Here is a 17923-nt window from a genome sequence, read left to right as displayed (position 1 = left end):
ATGAGTCAGAATCAGCAGCAACCTTTACTGGAGGTCAGCCAGCTCACTCGTGAATTTCCGGCGGGTGAAGGCACTGTCCAGATTCTTAAAGGCATTGATCTAAAAATTTATCCAGGTGAACTGGTGGCTATTATTGGTCAGTCCGGTTCCGGCAAGTCGACCTTGATGAATATTCTGGGATGTCTGGACAAGCCCACCCAGGGTAGTTACAAGGTCAATGGTAAAGAAACCCGCAAACTGGAACCAGATGAGCTGGCTCAGTTGCGCCGTGAGTATTTTGGCTTTATTTTTCAGCGCTACCATCTGCTGGGTGATTTGAGTGCAGCAGGGAATGTAGAAGTTCCAGCAATTTATGCAGGTGCAGACAGCACTGAACGGCATGAACGTGCACAGAAGTTACTGACAGATCTAGGCTTAGGAGATAAGACCCAAAACCGTCCAAGCCAGTTATCTGGCGGACAGCAGCAGCGTGTTTCAATTGCCCGTGCACTTATGAATGGCGGTGATGTCATCTTGGCTGACGAACCAACTGGCGCGCTGGATAAGCATAGTGGTGTAGAAGTAATGCGCATTTTGCGTGAACTGAATGCCAAAGGCCATACGATTATTCTGGTAACACACGATATTAATGTTGCCAAAAATGCCACACGAATTATCGAAATCAGTGATGGACAGATTATTGATGACCGGCAAAACATACCGGAATATCAGGAAAATGAAGCAGCGCTAGAGCCAGTACAAACCTTAGTAAAAGAACCGCAAGCGAAAATTTCATCTTGGCGCTCGGCCTTGGATCGTTTAGGTGAAGCATTCCGTATGGCCTTACTGGCCATGAATGCGCATCGGATGCGGACCTTTCTGACTATGCTGGGTATTATTATCGGGATTGCTTCGGTAGTGTCAGTGGTAGCACTCGGTAATGGTTCACAAAAACAGATCTTGGAAAATATCAGCAGTCTGGGTACCAACACTATTACCATCTATCAGGGTCGTGGATTTGGCGATAATTCGCGCTCTTCTCAGGTAAAAACCCTGATTCCGGCTGATGCCGATGCATTAGCAGATCAGCCTTATGTCCAGGGTGTTTCTCCGACAGTCAATAACAGTGTCACTGGCCGTTTTAAGGATACTGAGGCTTCGATTACTGTAAATGGAGTCAGTGATCAGTTCTTTGATGTGCGCGGTTTAAATTTCACTGCAGGGCAGGCATTTGACAAATTTGCTATTAATGAACGCTCGCAGGATGTGGTCATTGATAGTAATACTCAAAAGACCCTGTTTGCAGTTGGTTCCGATCCGATTGGACAGGTCATTTTGCTCGGAAGCGTACCAAGTCGAGTGATTGGTGTAGTCGAAGCCAATGCCGGTATGTTTGGTTCCGACAGTTTGAATGTATACCTGCCCTACTCTACTGTAATGAGCCGGATGCTGGGTCAGTCCAATGTACGTAGTATTATTGTACGGGTAAAAGATGAATATTCCAGTTCGGCCGCTGAAAATGCCATTCTATCTTTACTGGAACAGCGTCATGGTGCTCAGGACGTTTATAGTCAGAACTCGGATAGCATCCGCGAAACCATTGAGAATACAACCAAAACCATGACCCTGCTGGTGTCTGCAATTGCAGTAATCTCTCTGGTCGTGGGCGGAATAGGGGTTATGAATATTATGCTGGTTTCAGTCACCGAACGTACCCAGGAAATCGGGGTACGGATGGCGGTAGGAGCACGCCAGAGTGATATTCTGCAACAGTTCCTGATTGAAGCCATACTGGTCTGTATTCTGGGCGGGATTCTGGGCGTTTTGCTTTCCCTCGGTTTAGGCCAGCTGGTTACCAAGCTCTCTAACGGGTCTTTCCAGATGGCTTACTCCACCACCTCCATGATTGCAGCCTTTGTCTGCTCCAGCATGATTGGTATTGTATTTGGATTTTTACCGGCACGTAATGCTGCACAGCTTGATCCTGTTGCCGCCCTTTCAAGAGAATAAGGAGAATTTCATGTCTTTGCAGTTGACTAAACTTGCTGCCGCACTTTTTCTGACAAGTTCTCTGGTCGGCTGTGCGGCAATGGTAAAAACACCATATGAGCAGCCAAATATACAAATTCCGGGCAGCTTTCAGAACAGCCCGGTAAATGGCAAGCAAATTCATGCCAATGTTTATGCAGATCAATGGTGGACACTGTTTGGAGACCAGCAGTTAAACACTCTGGTAAATCAGGTTTTAGCCAGCAACACAGATTTAGCTGTCGCGGGACTAACTCTACGTCAGGCGCGTTTACGTGCCGAGCTGGCACGTAATGCCGAGTTACCCCGGGTAAATGCGGGTGTCTCGACAGGACATCGGATTGATCTGAATTCAGGCGATGACCAGTCGCAGGGGGTATCACTCAGCAGTGGAGTGAGTTATGAAGTGGATCTGTTTGGTCGCTTAGACCGGCAGACTGAAGCTGCACGCTGGGAAGCCGCAGCAACGGCTGAGGATTTACAGGCTACTGCCCAAAGTCTGATTGGTAACACAGCAAATCTTTACTGGCAGTTAGGCTATCTGAATGAGCGCCTGGTTGTACAGAACCAGAACCTGCAAAGCTCACAAAAGCTTTTAGATCTGGTCCGGGTACAATACCGTGCAGGTGCTGTATCTGGACTGGAAGTAGCCCAGGCAGAACAGGCTGTACAAAGTCAGCGGGCCAGTTTGAGCCAGTTACAACAACAGCTGGTGGAGACACGCACTGCACTCGCTATACTTCTACAGATTCCGGTACAGCAGTTAAATATTCAGGAACCGCAGCGCTTGCCTGTCATCCGCCTGCCTGTTCTTGGCGCGGGTCTACCTGCAGAAATTTTAGCGCGTCGCCCAGATTTACGCGCTGCCGAGTTACGTTTACGTCAGGCATTGGCAACCAAAGATGCAACTCGAGCCAGCTATTATCCTTCAATCAGCCTGACTGGAAATCTGGGTTCAACCAGTACTTCCCTGACCCAGCTTTTACAAAATCCTGCGCTAACGCTGGGAGCGAATTTAAGCCTGCCTTTTTTGCAGTGGAATGATATGAAGCGTGATTTAGCTATCAGTGAACTGGATTATGAAAAAAGTATCTTGAACTATCGACAGACTCTTTATCAAGCTTTCGCTGATGTAGAAAATGCACTCTCAGCCCGGACTGAACTGGATAAACAGGTTCGCTATCAGGAACAGAATCTGGCTTTGGCGGAACGGACTGAACGTTTATATGAGGTACGTTATCGCAATGGTGCTGTGGCTTTAAGCAACTATCTGGATGCTCAAGAAACTACTCGTAATGCTCGTATTGCCTTGGTTCAGGCTAAACAGAACCAATATAATGCTTATGTTACCTTAATGCAGGCTTTAGGCGGCAGTCCCATTCAACAGCTTCCTTAAACAGAGAAAAACTTTAAAAAAGCTCATTGTTGGGCTTTTTTACTGCTTAATACCTGTTGTTTTGAATTTCGTTAATAATCAGTTTTTAATTTCTCAAGTATTTATATATTATTCAGTATTTAAACTTAGCCATAAATTTTTATTTCATCAGCCCGTTCGATTCTAGAAAAACTTACTTTTATAAACGCCCTTAAGAACTTAAGACTAGCCCTTTTTAGATTTAATGAAAATAGGACTATAAAAATAAAAACGGCCTGTAATGGCCGTTTTTAAGTGAATATTTTTTATTCAGTTTCTAGTAAAGCCTGGCTCATGCCAACTGTATTAAAACCAGAATCAACATACAGGATTTCGCCAGTGATACCAGATGCCCATGGAGAACACAGGAATAAAGCCGCATTTCCGACTTCTTCAATAGTGACATTACGGCGTAATGGCGCAACACGTTCATTAGCATCTAGCATTTTACGGAAAGATTTAATTCCGGAAGCTGCCAGTGTACGGATTGGACCGGCAGAAATGGCATTGACACGAATACCTTTAGGACCCATGCTTGATGCCAAGTAACGAATACCAGCCTCTAATGAGGCTTTAGCCATACCCATGACATTATAGTTAGGCATCACGCGCTCTGAACCTTGGTAGGTTAGCGTGAGTACACAGCCCTGACGTGCCTGCAGTAAAGGCTTGGCAGCACGTGCCATGGCAATCAGGCTGTAAGCACTAATGTCATGTGCAATACCGAAACCTTCACGGTCTGTAACCTCGGTAAAATCGCCATCGAGTGTATGTGCCGGAGCAAAGCCAATTGAATGCACTAAACCATCCAGACCATCCCAGTGCTTTGCCAGCTCGGTAAAGGCTGTTTCGATTTCAGCATCATTCGCCACATCACAAGGAAATACCAGTTGAGAACCGAACTGTTCAGCAAAATCATCCACACGTTTTTTTAATTTTTCATTCGGATAGGTAAAAGCCAGCTCAGCCCCTTCACGATGCAGTGCCTGTGCAATACCAAATGCAATCGATAACTTACTCGCAATACCCGCAATTAAAAAGCGTTTACCTGCCAATAATCCTTGTGCCATGGGATTCTCACTTTAAATAATTTGTCTGCATAATGCCAAGTCTTGAATAATTGTGAAATTGCATAAAGCACCTTTTTTTATATTTTTTCTTTTTATAAAAAATTGCCTCAATACATGAGGCAATTTTTGCAAATTTTATAGAGAAGATCAGTCATTCGATAACAGACCGATCAAACGCAGGAATGATATATACATCCAGACTAGAGTAGCCAGCAAGGCAATACCACACAGCCATTCCATGGATTTTGGTGCACCTTGGGCTGCGGCTGTCTCAATCAGGTCAAAATCCAGAATCAGGTTTAATGAAGCAATGACTGCAACAAATACGGCGAAACCAATACCTAGCCAGTTACTCTCAAACAGGTAAGGAATGGCCGAGCCAAAGGCAAACTGCATGATGAGCTGAATGACGAAGACAATACACAGCGCCAAGGTTGCAGACATCACCACTGCTTTAAATTTTTCAGTCGCACGGATAATCTGCATACGGTACAGGGCAAACATGACCAGTGTAGTCACAAAGGTAGCCAGTAAGGCCTGAAGTGGTGCGCCTGGGTATTTCAGTTGAAATACAAAAGAAATACCACCCAAGAAAGCACCTTCAAATAAAGCATAAGGAACGGCCAGTGTGGGAGCAGTATTAGGCTTAAACGTTGTCACCAATGCCAGAATCAGCCCCCCGAACATACCGACCAAGGCTGCTGAATAGGCTAGGTTGGCATTGGCAGTCATAGCGCAGTAAAAGAACAGCGCAATACCGACTACAGCAGATACAACAGTCAGCATCACTGATTTTTGAATTGCGCCACGGATGGTCATAGGCCGGTTGAAATCACTATAGGTTTCAACCCGGGTTAATACAGGGTTATTACTTTGCATAATTGAACTCAACATTTATTGTAATTTAGAGATAATCAAATTTTAAACCGAATTTCTTTTGTGCCGATGAAGAGCTTGCTTCTTTTTGTTAATTTAAGCTATTTCATTATAAATAGATTTATCTTTTATTAAAGTTATCAAAATAAGCACTTGAATTACTTATCTCTATTTAATACTCATAAAAACTACTGGTCTCTGAATTTATACACAGTTATTGAACTGGAACCAGCTGATAGTAACCAGAGGATAGCACCCAGCGGTAACCTCTTGGTGGAGCAGGTAATTTCGGCTCACTTCCCTCATCAATAGTATATTGGCTTCCCTGATACTGAGTTGGAAATTGACTATTCAAGATCACCTGTCGCTGATTACTGTATTCATAGTGTCTCGGTAGCTCATAACGGTACTCAATATAAGGCCCTCTCTGCTGTGGATAAGAATATTGAGGATAAGGCCGATGTGGACCTGTGCCCCATTGTGGAGGTCTTTGATGAGGCGGACGGTACTGTGGCGGAGGCAATGGCTTGACAGGGCGCTCTACACCGCGATAATTTCCCCAGCGGTTACTGCTGTCAGCAAAAACAGATAATGCCATTCCCAGACACAGGCTGCCAAGGACAGCTAGACGCAATAAGTTATGCATGGCAGTACTCCAGATCCATATATTTCTATCTTAGCCCTAAAACATGAATAAAAAATAAACATTTTTTAAAAATCTTATGCTCCAAACTGAAAGAACTAGCTGAAATCGGGTAAAAGCAAAAATATGCTAAGATGCGTTTTTGTTTTGCTATGGGAAACAGGTCTGTGTCTGACTTAAGCTTTGAACGGCTCTATCAATTTTTCAGTAGGGTTCCATGTGTACAGGAACAGCGAATTGCAGCACATGGAAATGATGGTGAACATGCCTGGTGGTTCAAATTTTACATCGATATTGAACACCCGCTAGCTTGGCAAACCGTACAGGAACTGGGCCATGTTTTGAATTATCTATCGACCAATGAACGCCTGCCCACACAGTTTTTACCCGTTTCACCTCCACCTTACATGAATGGAGCAGCCAAGGACTTTCTCGCTTGGGTAATTCAATGTAATCATGTAGATTTTCCGCCTGATGTGGTTTGTGACTGGCTAGAAGCCCGCTTGCCGAATCCAGTGGATGATGAAAGTCAGTGGCATATTAAAACTGACCTGAGTGAACTGGAGAATTTGACACCTGCCGAACTTGATCAGTTGATCCCCCCCACTCACTGATTATTTTATCGGGCACGAGATTATATAAACCTCCTGCCCTTCTTAGAATATTCTAAAAAGTGGATATACCACTCCACTCCATAAAACGATATGTCCAGTATTTTAATTTTGAGTGATCAGCATATTGAGAATAAGGCACGCTCATAGACCGTCCATTCAGATTAGACCAAGCTGTATCAAAATAGCGTTGAGCATCAACAAAAACCTGTGCTTGCGGCTGACCAACTACTCTTAAATCTGTTTCCAGATTATAATTTTTCAAATTTCTTGCAGTAAAGTTAGCAGAGCCGGCAATTATTTCACTTTGATTCTCACCACGTTTCAACAGTATTTTGCTATGACATTGCTCGCCTTGGGTATTACACCAGCGTAAAGGAATCCCCACCTGATGCAGCTCCATTGCTACTTGACGGTTAGGTATACCATTTTTCTGGCGGCCAAAAGCATCTTTATTCGGATCAAGTAGTATCCGCAATTTTACCCTCCGCTCATGGGCAGCAATTAATGCCTTAATAATATGCCGTTCCGAAAGGTAGAACATGGCCAGATCAATCTGTTCATTAGCCTTGGCAGAATTGATTAAATCCAGAGCTTTCCGGTAAATTGCTTCTTCTGTAAGAACTTGAACCTGAGGATAATTTGAATCCTCTTCAAACTCACCGACTACTACAACTGGCGCTTCTCCTTGAGACATTCCGGCTACAGCCTGCTCAGTTTTCAGCACATCCATAGCAGTATTGCCTGTTACGACCAGTCCAATGTTGGAGTGACGTGAACTGCCATCATGCGGATTGGCTGAAGTAACCAGTGCTTTCCAGCCAGCTTCAGTGTCAACCACCAGTGTTTTACGATGATTGGCTTTAAAATTAATGAGATGCAAATAGCTGCGTAAAGTTACCTTTTCCTGCCCGAACGGGTTGGGAAGCCAGCCTTTCTCTGGATTATTCCCTAATCCCTGACAACAGATATACCAGAAACCTGACCATAATGGATTAGAAGCCCGCAATGGTGTTAAGTCAGTTTCTATAACCTCAATACCACTTTTACGCAATTGTCGGTAATGTTCAGGCGCAATTCCCCCATAGACTGAATTTATCGGGTCAGTAATCACGGTAATATCAATACCCGGAATTTGTCGGCGCTTACTGATCAGCGCATTGGTGAGTTCTTGGGTGAGAGGACGGTGCGTAGTCTTGGCGGCACCAATTTCGGGATTATATAAAAACATATCCAGCACAATGGTCGTGCGGGCTTCCTGAATCAGTTTCAGCATTTCATTGAATATCTGCTGGTCCGCCTGCTGCCGTCCCTGAATATCAATATAGGTTTCATCGGCAAGAAACTTAATATTGGCATGGCGCAACCGGCCTTCGAAGTCCAGTCCTTCTGGTAGAGGTTTATAAATATGATAAATGGCTGAAGCGAAGTACCCTACAGCCATTAAGGCTATAATCGTAGCGATATAACGGCGGCCTGACCAGTTCAGTTTATGATGAATTCGATGAAAGATACGCATATGATAAAACCTAACCCAATCGGTTCAGGCTAGGTTTTATCAGCTGATTTTTCAAGAGCTTTTTCGTGAGCCATTTTTATTTAAATAGCTCAAGCCTTTTATTTAAAAGTTAAAATCCAGCCCGACAGTAAAGTTACGGCCAACCTGTGGAATATTTGAAAGGAAAGAAGCGTGGTTATAAACCGTTTCATCCAGCAGATTATTGGCTTTCACATAGATGCGGTAATCGGTTTTATCTGTCGCTCGTGCCGAATAGGCCAAGCCCAGATTGACCATATTATAGCCTTCTGTTTCAGTTTCATACGCAGCAATTTTGTCTTGGGTAAAGACATGGTAATACTCAGCCATACCAGAGAAACCATGACCAAAGTCCGCATCAATCTTGCTACCTAGACGTCCGCCCGGAATCCGTGGTGCATTACCTTCTGTTTCGATCTTGCCACGAACATAATCACCAAATAGACTGGCTTTATAGCGTGGCGACAGCTGATAGGACACTTCACCTTCAGCACCATAAAAACGTGCTTTATCTTGTGTATATTCAACCAGGCGGAAGTTTTCGAAGCGGTCCAGTGTCTGAGCATAAATATAGTCATCAAACCAGTTATGGTAAGCATGAACATGATAATTCAGCTTGTCGCCCTCATAATGAAAACCCAGTTCGATGTTATTTGATTTTTCTATGTTCAGATTCTCATTACCGATTTCATAGGTATTGGTGGCCAAATGCTTGCCTTTGGCATAAAGTTCCTGAGCCAGAGGTAAACGCTCCTGATGCGAGGCAACCAGTGACAGTTTATAATCAGGCAAGAATTCCCAGTTAGCAGCGCCTGAATAAGAAAAGGCATGATCATCATAATTTTTTTGTGGTGAATCAATCTCAATCTTTTGCTGATCAAAACGCGCTGCCAGCTCAAAATGTACATCATTCCACTGGGTGTGTTCTAAAGCAAACAGGCTCCACTTATCTGTTGTGGTTGGCCCGGCAAATAAAGATTCTTCACCAGTAATATTCAGCTTCTGACGACCAAATTGCGTACCGATGACGCCTTCCCATGCTGCGACCGGCTGATGCACCATTTCCAGACGCGCATCATAACCCGTACTTTTAAATGTGGTAGCTGCTTCACCCTCTTCAATTTCATCATGTTTATAGTCGGTATAGCTGGCTTGAGCACGTAATTTTTTAAATCCGGCAAAAGGATCATCCAGCTCGGTTCTAAAATCATAGCGTTCAGACTTCAAATCAACCCAAGGACCGGCATGATCATGATCCTTTTCATGACTGTGCTCGTGTTCATGTCCCTCTTCATCATGATGATGTTCATCACCACAATGTAGATGAGGCCTACCGGATAAATAGGCTTCACAGCTTTCATATTCATGACTATGTCCAGGTAAACCATACTGGTCCTGGCGGTTCGTATAGGAAAGGCCGGTAAACCCGCGATCATGAATCCAGGAAAGTCCGACGCTGGCTGTATCGGATTGTGCGAAGGTATTATCAACCCTGCGTTCTTTTACCAGATGGCTGTGGTCGCCGTGGCTATGCTCATGATAATAGTCTGGCGCAATATAATTGTTGGCATCACGTTTTAGCCCTTCAACCCGAAGTGCCACCTGTTCTCCCAAAGCTAATGTCACACCTGCTGTTTCAAGCTTCTCATCATTACCACTGTTGTAACGCAGCCCTGCACGACCTTCATAACCATTATCAGGTATGCGTGTCGGAATTTTACTATCTGTAACATTAACCAGCCCTCCCACTGTACCGGCACCATACAGCAAGGTAGATGGCCCACGCACGATCTCTACCTGCTTGGCAAGCGCAGGGTCAACCATAACAGCATGATCAGGCGACAAGGTGGAGACATCCATGGTTTCTGAGGCATTTTGCAGTACCTTCACTCGTGCCCCCTCCTGCCCGCGAATTACAGGGCGGCTAGCACCGGGTCCGAACTGGTTGGAATATACCCCCACCTGATCACTTAAAGCTTCACCAATTGTTGTACCGCCCTGGATCAGTTGCTCTTTTTCAATAATATTATCTGCCGCCACGTAATCTACAGCGCTTTGTACCAGCGGATGAGCTGTTACCTGTATTGTTTCCAGCTGCTGAACAGAGCTATTTTCTTCAGCAAAAATTACCGGAGAAACCACCGCCATAATCGATAAAGTTAGAAAGTTCTTAGAAAACTGCATCTTGTTGACTCAAGTGTACTTTTAATAAAATGTTATATTATAACATTTCACTATTTTTGCAATAAAAAACATTCTAATAAAAAGTTTTAAGTAAACTGTGGTTCATTATTTTTAGTCTTTATCAGTTTTCATGCCTTTTACGCTCTCTCATGCAGTTTTGGCGCCACCACTAGCAAAACTTAGTGGTAACCGCCTGCCTCTGGCTGCATTAGCCATTGGCTGCATGGTGCCTGACCTGATCCGTTTATTTGTTGCAGATGCTGCAGGTTATACTCACCAGTGGGCCTCAATACTGCATCCTAATTTATGGATTGGCCTAGCTTTCACGCTGGTTTGGTATCTGATTTACCGGCCTGCGTTATACCGTTTTTTAGGTATCCAGAAACCTCTAAATATTCATAGCCCTCTGCAAGCGCTTATTTTTTTAGTAAGCTGTAGTATTGCCATTTTACTGGGCACAGCAACGCATATCCTTTGGGACGGGCTAACTCATGCTGACTACAGAACTTTTGCCTTCTATAATTTTTTAAGTCAGGACATAACTCTTTTTGGTAATACTTATCCTGTCCATCTAGTGTTGCAGATTGGTACTTCAATATTGGCATTACCTGTTCTGTTTTGGTTTTCCTGGCGTTATTACCTGCATTATCGGCAGCACTTGAAAGTGTCTTCTAAAATTAAAAATTATTTTTGGATATTATTTGGTTTGGCATTCCTAGCTGGTGCATGGTCTGTTTATGACTACCTGAGCTATTTCAAGCCAGAGTTAATCTCATCTGAGCTTTATTTTTTTACTGGTAAATCTATTAACGAGTTCAGTCAGGCCTCACTGGCTATTTTCAGCTTGGGATGTATCCTGTTTTTAATTATAGATCGGCAACATCTTATGGATTAGTCATATTTTTTCTCTTAAATATTACTAATCTGACCAGAACCGATCCAAGATATTTCTCTTAAAAGCTATAAGCACAATTTATCAGGGTTTTTTGATCTAGTTCTTGTGACAGAATCTTCTAAGAGGCATAATCTCCCATTACCTTAAGGCGGTACGCTGTTTACGTATACGCTTTCACTAACCCATATAGTTGGATTTTAGACGCTATGATGCGAACTCATTACTGCGGTTCTTTAACCGAAGCTCAAATTGACCAAACCGTAACTCTGTGTGGCTGGGTACACCGTCGCCGTGACCACGGTGGTGTGATCTTCCTTGATATGCGAGACCGCGACGGTCTAGTTCAAGTGGTTATTGACCCAGATACACCTGAAGCGTTTGCAACAGCGGACAAAGCTCGTTCTGAATATGTATTGAAAATTACTGGTCGTGTACGTCGCCGCTATGCGGGTACAGAAAATGCCAATATGATCAGTGGCCAGATTGAAGTATTAGGTAAAGAAATTGAAGTTTTGGCTCAGTCTGAAACACCTCCATTCCCGTTGAATGATGAAAATACGAATATCTCTGAAGAAATTCGTTTGAAATACCGCTTTTTAGACATTCGCCGTCCGGAGATGCTGGACCGTTTACGTTTCCGTTCTAAAGTTACCAATCTGATCCGTAATTATCTTGATGAGAATGGCTTTCTTGATGTTGAAACTCCAATTTTAACTCGTGCAACGCCTGAAGGTGCACGTGATTACCTGGTACCAAGCCGTGTTTCAAATGGCAGCTTCTATGCCTTGCCACAATCTCCACAGCTATTCAAACAGTTATTGATGGTGGGCGGTATTGACCGTTACTACCAAATTGCAAAATGTTTCCGTGATGAAGACTTGCGTGCAGACCGCCAGCCTGAATTTACTCAAATCGATATTGAAACATCGTTCATGAGTGACGATGACATCATGGATTTGATGGAAGGTATGACTGTTAAGATGTTCGACGAACTTCTGGGCATCAAATTCGACAAATTCCAACGTATGCCGTATAGCGAGGCAATGCGTGACTACGCGTCTGATAAACCAGACTTGCGTATTCCCTTGAAACTCGTTGACGTTGCAGATTTAATGCAAGACGTTGAGTTCAAGGTATTCGCAGGTCCTGCAAAAGATCCGAAAGGCCGTATTGTCGCACTTCGCGTTCCTGGCGCGGGTTCATTGCCACGTAGTGCAATTGATGAATACACTAAATTTGTAGGCATCTATGGTGCGAAAGGTTTGGCGTATATTAAAGTCAATGAGCTTGAAAAAGGCATCGAAGGTTTACAGTCTCCAATCGTGAAATTTATTGAGCCAATCGTGCTTGATTTATTAAAACGTGTAGGCGCTGAAAATGGCGACATCGTATTCTTTGGTGCGGACAAAGCTAAAATTGTAAATGATGCAATGGGTGCCCTTCGTGTCAAGATCGGTCATGACTTGAACCTTGCGACTTGTGAGTGGGCTCCACTTTGGGTTGTTGACTTCCCAATGTTTGAAGAAACTGACGATGGCAAATGGACTTCTGTTCACCATCCATTCACATTACCTAAATCTAGCGTAGAAGACGTGAAGAGCAATCCAGGCGAAGCACTTTCTGTTGCTTACGACATGGTATTGAACGGTACTGAAGTTGGTGGTGGTTCACTTCGTATTTACACATTAGAAATGCAAAAAGCGATTTTTGAAGCGCTTGGTATTTCTGATGAAGAAGCAGAAGAAAAATTCAGCTTCTTACTCAATGCACTTCGTTACGGCGCACCTCCTCACGGTGGTTTGGCATTTGGTCTTGACCGTTTAGTAATGCTTATGACTGGCGCGACTTCAATTCGTGATGTTATTGCGTTCCCTAAAACGAAAACTGCTGAATGTCCACTTACTCAAGCACCAGCTCCTGTTGAAGCAAACCAGCTTCGTGACTTGGGCATCCGCTTACGTGAACAACAAAAGAAAGAAGCTTAATTGCTCTTTAATAAAAAACCCTGCAATTGCAGGGTTTTTTATTAGAAATAAGATATATATTCGACTTACCTAAGCTATGCTTTGCGAATAAGCTGGTCAGTGGCATAATAAGGAGCTTTTAATTTAGAGGTCAGCTTTATGGCTATGCGCCCAGATGTACGACGACATGCTTTAGTCGTGATTGTATTCTCCCTCGCACAATGGTTTTTCATGCGCTACATCCTTGCGAATGAATTATTTAACCTCACGACGAACCAACGTATTCTTTATTTCTGTGTAAGCAGTTTAGTCGGTGCATTACTTATCTTTGTTGCACTGATTTATATGGTGCTCAAAGGTAATGCGGATAAAAAGTAATGCAAAAGAAACTGCTCATCATTGGTAAACGCAGCGGTATTTTGCAGTGGTACGAAAATATTCTTGCTGCTGCCCATCAAAGCCCTGATTATGAAATCCAAGGCTTTGCCTTAAATCATAACAATACCACCGATCGGTTTCTGAAAAAGCTATTACCAAACAAAGATATATATACGGCAAATTTACTCAAAAAGAAACTGCAAACGTTTCAGCCAGATTTGATTCTCATTGCCGATCTTTTTTATTTTAATGATCATTTACTGCAAGTTTTGGCAGACTTTCCATGCAAAAAAGCACATTGGATTGGTGACTTTTTTGATGAACGCTTATTAAAATCTAAAGACGTCATTGATTTATATTGCTTTACCGATTCTAGCTTTATCGAAGATGCGAGAGCAATGGGACTAAATCATGCCATTTATCTGCCTCTTGCTTATAATCCAAATGTCTTCTTTTCTAGCAATGAACAAAAAGATGATCGTCTTTTATTTGTAGGCGCATGGTCGCCTGATCGACAAGAGCTCATTGAACAGATTCCCCTTCCCCTCACTGTCTATGGGAAAGGATGGGATAAACTCAGCAAATCAAACAGTATTGTTCACCCTCACAATATTCCTTTGACTGAAGTTGCCGAACTCTACAGAACGCATCGTTACATCTTGAATGTCATTAACAAGAAAAATATTCGTCAAGGTATGAATATGCGTTGTTTCGAAGCTCCGGCTTGTGGTTGTATTTTGGTAAGCGAGTATGTTGAAGATCTAAACTATGCTTTTGATATCAAAAATGAAATTATTTCATTTGAGAATCCGCAAGAATTGCAATTGAAGTTAAAAGATCCAATAATCAGCGCTGAAGCAGCCATGTATAAAGTTCAACAGAGTCATACTTATAAAAATAGGATAGAGACCGTCGTTGACTTATTGCTTCAAGCTTAAGTTTTAGCTTTTTTAATTTTGTATAGGCCACCCTCACGTGTTTGTTAGTGTTATTGTTCCAAGTTATAACCATGACCAATATTTAGAAGACAGAATTGAGAGCATTCTTAACCAAAGCTATTCGCAATTTGAAGTGATTCTTTTAGATGATCTATCACCCGATCATAGTGCCGAAATTTTAGCGAAATACAAAAGCCATCCGAAAGTTTCACATTGCATCATCAATGAACAAAATTCAGGCTCAACATTTTGCCAATGGAACAAAGGCATGCATCTAGCAAAAGGCGATCTGATCTGGATTGCAGAGTCTGATGATGTTGCCGACTTACAATTTTTGGAAAAATTAGTCCCTCATTTTGAAAAAAATCCTAAGCTTGTTCTTGCCTACAGCCAATCTCATCGAATGAATGCACAAGGTGAAGTCACGGGTTCATGGAAAGATTTTACTGATCAAGTTGATTCAAAATTATTTGAAAATGATTTTGAAATGAATGGTCTCGAATATATCGAAAGATTTTTAAATGCTCAAAACACCATTCCAAATGCCAGTGGTGTCATTTTTAAAAAACAGACTTATTTCGATGTAGGTGGAGCTAATCCAAGTCTACGCTTTATTGGTGATTGGGAAATTTGGGCAAAAATCGTATCGCAAGGTGACATCTTCTTTACGCATGAGTGTTTAAATTATTTCCGCTACCATGACACCAGTGTTATTGCCCAAGCCAAAAAGAAAAAAGATCATTTTGAAGTAAGACGGCAAGTGATTTTGCTCCGCCAAAGCATGTCTCAATTCTTAAAAGACTATTCCAAGACACATCCAGAAGCCAAAAAGGCTTACTGTATTAACCAGCAGAGCTTATCTAAAGAATTGAGAAAAAATGCTTCTTTGGCAATTCGTCGTCGCTATTATGATCGAATTATTCCAACGAGTATCACTGCACTACAGACTCTACCTTTTTATGTTGTCCCTTTTTACATACTCAAATTACTTATTCAGTTCATTTTATCAACCTGTTTAGTCGCACCATATAAAATAATATTGAAACAGCCTCGATAAAAAAAGAGGAGATAAACTCCTCTTTTTTTATGCTTTAAATGCATCTGCAATCTGATCTTTATCACTCACCAACACCTCACCAACCTCATCAAGAGGCCAGTTAATCGCTAGTGTTGGATCATTCCAAATAATAGCGCCTTCACTTTCTTTATTGTAGTAATTGGTGGTTTTGTACAAAAACTGGGTATTGTCTTCAAGTGCGATAAAGCCATGAGCAAAACCTTCCGGTATCCAAAACATGGTTTTATTTTCTGCACTCAGTTCAACACCAACCCATTCACCATAAGTTTTTGAGTCAGGTCGAATATCTACCGCAACATCCCAAACACGACCTTGTACAACACGTACCAGTTTTCCTTGCGCATAAGGTGCATTTTGATAATGCAACCCACGTAACACACTCTTTTGAGACAATGAATGGTTATCTTGTACAAAAGTTGGAACAGGCAAGTTTAATTGTTCAAGTGCTTGTGCAAAACGTTGCTGATTAAAGCTTTCCATAAACCAGCCGCGATCATCACCAAATACATTTGGATGTAGAATCAAAAGCCCTTCTATTTTAGTCGTTTCAACCTGCATTTGACTCTTCCCAGATTTTTTTCAAATATTGACCATATTCTGTTTTTTTCAAAGCTTCAGCACTTTCTAAAAGTTTCTCTTTGCTAATCCAACCTTGATTGAAACCAATTTCCTCTAAACATGCGACTTTTAATGACTGACGCTTTTCTACAGTATAGATAAAGTGACCTGCTTCTAAAAGCGATTCATGCGTGCCCGTATCCAACCATGCAAACCCTCGCCCTAAAAGCTCCACATTCAATGAACCATCTTTCAGATATGCATTATTGATGTCAGTAATTTCAAGTTCGCCACGTGCAGATGGCTTCACTTGTTTAGCAAACTCTACAACACGATTGTCATAGAAGTACAAACCCGTCACGGCATAAGGTGATTTTGGCTTTAATGGTTTTTCTTCAATGCTGAGAACTTTTCCAGTTGGGTCAAACTCGACAACACCAAAACGCTCTGGGTCTGTCACATGGTAACCAAATACTGTTGCACCATGCTCTCGATTACTCGCAGCTTCTAATTGTTTGCCAAAACTTTGACCATAGTAAATATTGTCACCCAAGATCAAACAAACATTATCTTGACCAATAAACTCTTCACCAATTAAAAATGCCTGTGCCAAACCATCTGGAGAAGGTTGTACTTTATAAGTAAGTTCAATACCAAATTGAGAACCATCACCGAGCAGTTTTTCATATTGGGGTAAATCTTCTGGTGTCGAAATCAATAAGACTTCACGAATACCGGCAAGCATCAATACAGACAATGGATAGTAAACCATTGGTTTATCGTAAATTGGCAAAAGCTGTTTCGATACACCTTTGGTAATTGGATGTAAGCGTGTACCTGAACCACCCGCTAAAATAATACCTTTACGTTTGAGACTCATTTATTTAATAGCTCCACTATGGTTCGCTTTACACCATCTTGCCAGTTAGGTAGACAGAGTTTAAAAACATGCTGTATTTTTTGGTTGTTCAATCTTGAATTGTGTGGTCTGGTTGCTGGTGTTGGGTAAGCCTTTGTTGGAATTGGATTAACCTTTTGTACAATCAGCGCCTGTCCTAATGACCGTGCTTGCTCAAATACATAACTTGCGTAGCCAAACCATGATGTTTCACCACTCGCCACCAAATGATAGACACCAGCTTTACTCACATCGGCTACGACTTGAGGAATAGCATGTGCGGTAATATCAGCAATTAGCTCAGCAGAAGTTGGAGCACCAATCTGATCATCAATAATCGACAACTCTTCACGTTGCTGAGCCAAGTTCAACATCGTTTTCAAGAAGTTTTTTCCTTTACTTGCATAGACCCATGATGTTCTGAAAATTAGATGCTGACAGCCACTCTCAACAATTGCCTGTTCGCCTAATGCCTTGGTTTTACCATAGACATTTAATGGTGCAATTGCATCTGTTTCAACAAAAGCTGTTTCACCTGCCCCGTCAAAAACATAATCGGTAGAGTAATGCACAAATAAAGCTTTAATTTGCAAACATGCATCGGCTATAGCCTTTACAGTTTGATGATTCACAAGATCAGCCGAATCCTGCTCAGTTTCAGCCAAATCAACAGCTGTATAAGCAGAAGCATTAACGACTACATCGGGTTTTAGCGCCACAATCGTGTCAAAAATTGCCGATGGTTGAGTCATATCGCCAGATAGACCATTTAAACCATGACGGTCTAATGCAACTACCTCGCCCAAAGGAGCAAGCGCTCGCTGTAGCTCCCACCCAACTTGTCCATTTTTTCCAAGCAATAAGATCTTCAT

The 17923-nt window shown here is 42.4% G+C and carries 16 protein-coding genes; 8 read left to right on the top strand and 8 right to left on the bottom strand.

Translation table 11 applies throughout. The features are described from left to right. On the top strand, positions 1-1989 hold the full coding sequence (locus tag ACRAD_RS02460) for a MacB family efflux pump subunit (RefSeq protein ID WP_005023427.1): 1989 nt from the start codon (positions 1-3) through the stop codon (positions 1987-1989). Positions 1990-1999: 10 nt separating this feature from the next. Beyond that, positions 2000-3403 (top strand): efflux transporter outer membrane subunit, encoded by a 1404-nt coding sequence (locus ACRAD_RS02455; RefSeq protein WP_005023424.1) that lies wholly within the window; start codon positions 2000-2002, stop codon positions 3401-3403. 284 nt (positions 3404-3687) lie between these two features. On the opposite strand, the gene ACRAD_RS02450 is transcribed toward ACRAD_RS02455, so the two are convergent. From ACRAD_RS02450 to ACRAD_RS02440, 3 genes are all read right to left on the bottom strand, one after another. After that, positions 3688-4491 (bottom strand): enoyl-ACP reductase FabI, encoded by an 804-nt coding sequence (locus ACRAD_RS02450; protein ID WP_005023422.1) that lies wholly within the window; start codon positions 4489-4491, stop codon positions 3688-3690. 147 nt (positions 4492-4638) lie between these two features. Next, entirely contained in the window at positions 4639-5370 is a 732-nt protein-coding gene (locus ACRAD_RS02445; RefSeq protein WP_005023419.1) for a Bax inhibitor-1/YccA family protein, read from the bottom strand. Positions 5371-5581: 211 nt separating this feature from the next. Then, the gene (locus ACRAD_RS02440) at positions 5582-6013 is read right to left on the bottom strand and encodes an RcnB family protein (protein WP_005023417.1); all 432 of its coding nucleotides are present in this window, start codon (positions 6011-6013) and stop codon (positions 5582-5584) included. A 164-nt stretch (positions 6014-6177) separates the two neighbouring features. Between ACRAD_RS02440 and ACRAD_RS02435 the strand changes: the two genes are divergently transcribed. After that, positions 6178-6624: a hypothetical protein gene (locus ACRAD_RS02435; RefSeq protein WP_005016416.1), complete on the top strand. Its 447-nt coding sequence runs from the start codon at positions 6178-6180 to the stop codon at positions 6622-6624. 52 nt (positions 6625-6676) lie between these two features. Here ACRAD_RS02435 and ACRAD_RS02430 read toward each other — a convergent pair whose 3' ends face one another. Both ACRAD_RS02430 and znuD read right to left on the bottom strand, forming a co-directional pair. Next, on the bottom strand, positions 6677-8140 hold the full coding sequence (locus ACRAD_RS02430; RefSeq protein ID WP_005023413.1) for a phospholipase D family protein: 1464 nt from the start codon (positions 8138-8140) through the stop codon (positions 6677-6679). A 102-nt stretch (positions 8141-8242) separates the two neighbouring features. After that, on the bottom strand, positions 8243-10342 hold the full coding sequence (gene znuD, locus ACRAD_RS02425; RefSeq protein ID WP_005023410.1) for a zinc piracy TonB-dependent receptor ZnuD: 2100 nt from the start codon (positions 10340-10342) through the stop codon (positions 8243-8245). A 130-nt stretch (positions 10343-10472) separates the two neighbouring features. Between znuD and ACRAD_RS02420 the strand changes: the two genes are divergently transcribed. The 5 genes from ACRAD_RS02420 to ACRAD_RS02400 all read left to right on the top strand — a co-directional run bounded on the left by ACRAD_RS02420 (position 10473) and on the right by ACRAD_RS02400 (position 15574). Then, complete coding sequence (locus tag ACRAD_RS02420; protein ID WP_005023409.1) at positions 10473-11237, top strand: DUF4184 family protein; 765 nt, start codon at positions 10473-10475, stop codon at positions 11235-11237. A gap of 206 nt (positions 11238-11443) precedes the next feature. Beyond that, entirely contained in the window at positions 11444-13222 is a 1779-nt protein-coding gene (gene aspS, locus ACRAD_RS02415; protein WP_005023407.1) for an aspartate--tRNA ligase, read from the top strand. 138 nt (positions 13223-13360) lie between these two features. Beyond that, positions 13361-13579, top strand: a complete 219-nt coding sequence (locus tag ACRAD_RS02410; protein ID WP_001251491.1) for a hypothetical protein — start codon at positions 13361-13363, stop codon at positions 13577-13579. Then, positions 13579-14517, top strand: a complete 939-nt coding sequence (locus ACRAD_RS02405; RefSeq protein WP_001170031.1) for a CgeB family protein — start codon at positions 13579-13581, stop codon at positions 14515-14517. Before ACRAD_RS02410 ends, ACRAD_RS02405 begins: the two co-directional genes overlap by 1 nt. A gap of 37 nt (positions 14518-14554) precedes the next feature. Next, complete coding sequence (locus ACRAD_RS02400; RefSeq protein WP_000498151.1) at positions 14555-15574, top strand: glycosyltransferase family 2 protein; 1020 nt, start codon at positions 14555-14557, stop codon at positions 15572-15574. A 27-nt stretch (positions 15575-15601) separates the two neighbouring features. Here ACRAD_RS02400 and rfbC read toward each other — a convergent pair whose 3' ends face one another. The 3 genes from rfbC to rfbD are packed head-to-tail and all read right to left on the bottom strand — an operon-like array spanning position 15602 to position 17923. Then, positions 15602-16153: a dTDP-4-dehydrorhamnose 3,5-epimerase gene (gene rfbC, locus ACRAD_RS02395; RefSeq protein WP_001195721.1), complete on the bottom strand. Its 552-nt coding sequence runs from the start codon at positions 16151-16153 to the stop codon at positions 15602-15604. Next, entirely contained in the window at positions 16143-17033 is an 891-nt protein-coding gene (rfbA, locus tag ACRAD_RS02390) for a glucose-1-phosphate thymidylyltransferase RfbA (protein WP_000054001.1), read from the bottom strand. The genes rfbC and rfbA overlap by 11 nt, the downstream gene beginning before the upstream one ends. Beyond that, the gene (gene rfbD, locus ACRAD_RS02385; protein ID WP_000698332.1) at positions 17030-17923 is read right to left on the bottom strand and encodes a dTDP-4-dehydrorhamnose reductase; all 894 of its coding nucleotides are present in this window, start codon (positions 17921-17923) and stop codon (positions 17030-17032) included. The genes rfbA and rfbD overlap by 4 nt, the downstream gene beginning before the upstream one ends.

Origin of the sequence: Acinetobacter radioresistens DSM 6976 = NBRC 102413 = CIP 103788 (assembly GCF_006757745.1) — a bacterium.
GTDB lineage: Bacteria > Pseudomonadota > Gammaproteobacteria > Pseudomonadales > Moraxellaceae > Acinetobacter > Acinetobacter radioresistens.
Note: the sequence above shows the minus strand (reverse complement) of the source record. Positions and strands in the feature narration are given on the sequence as shown.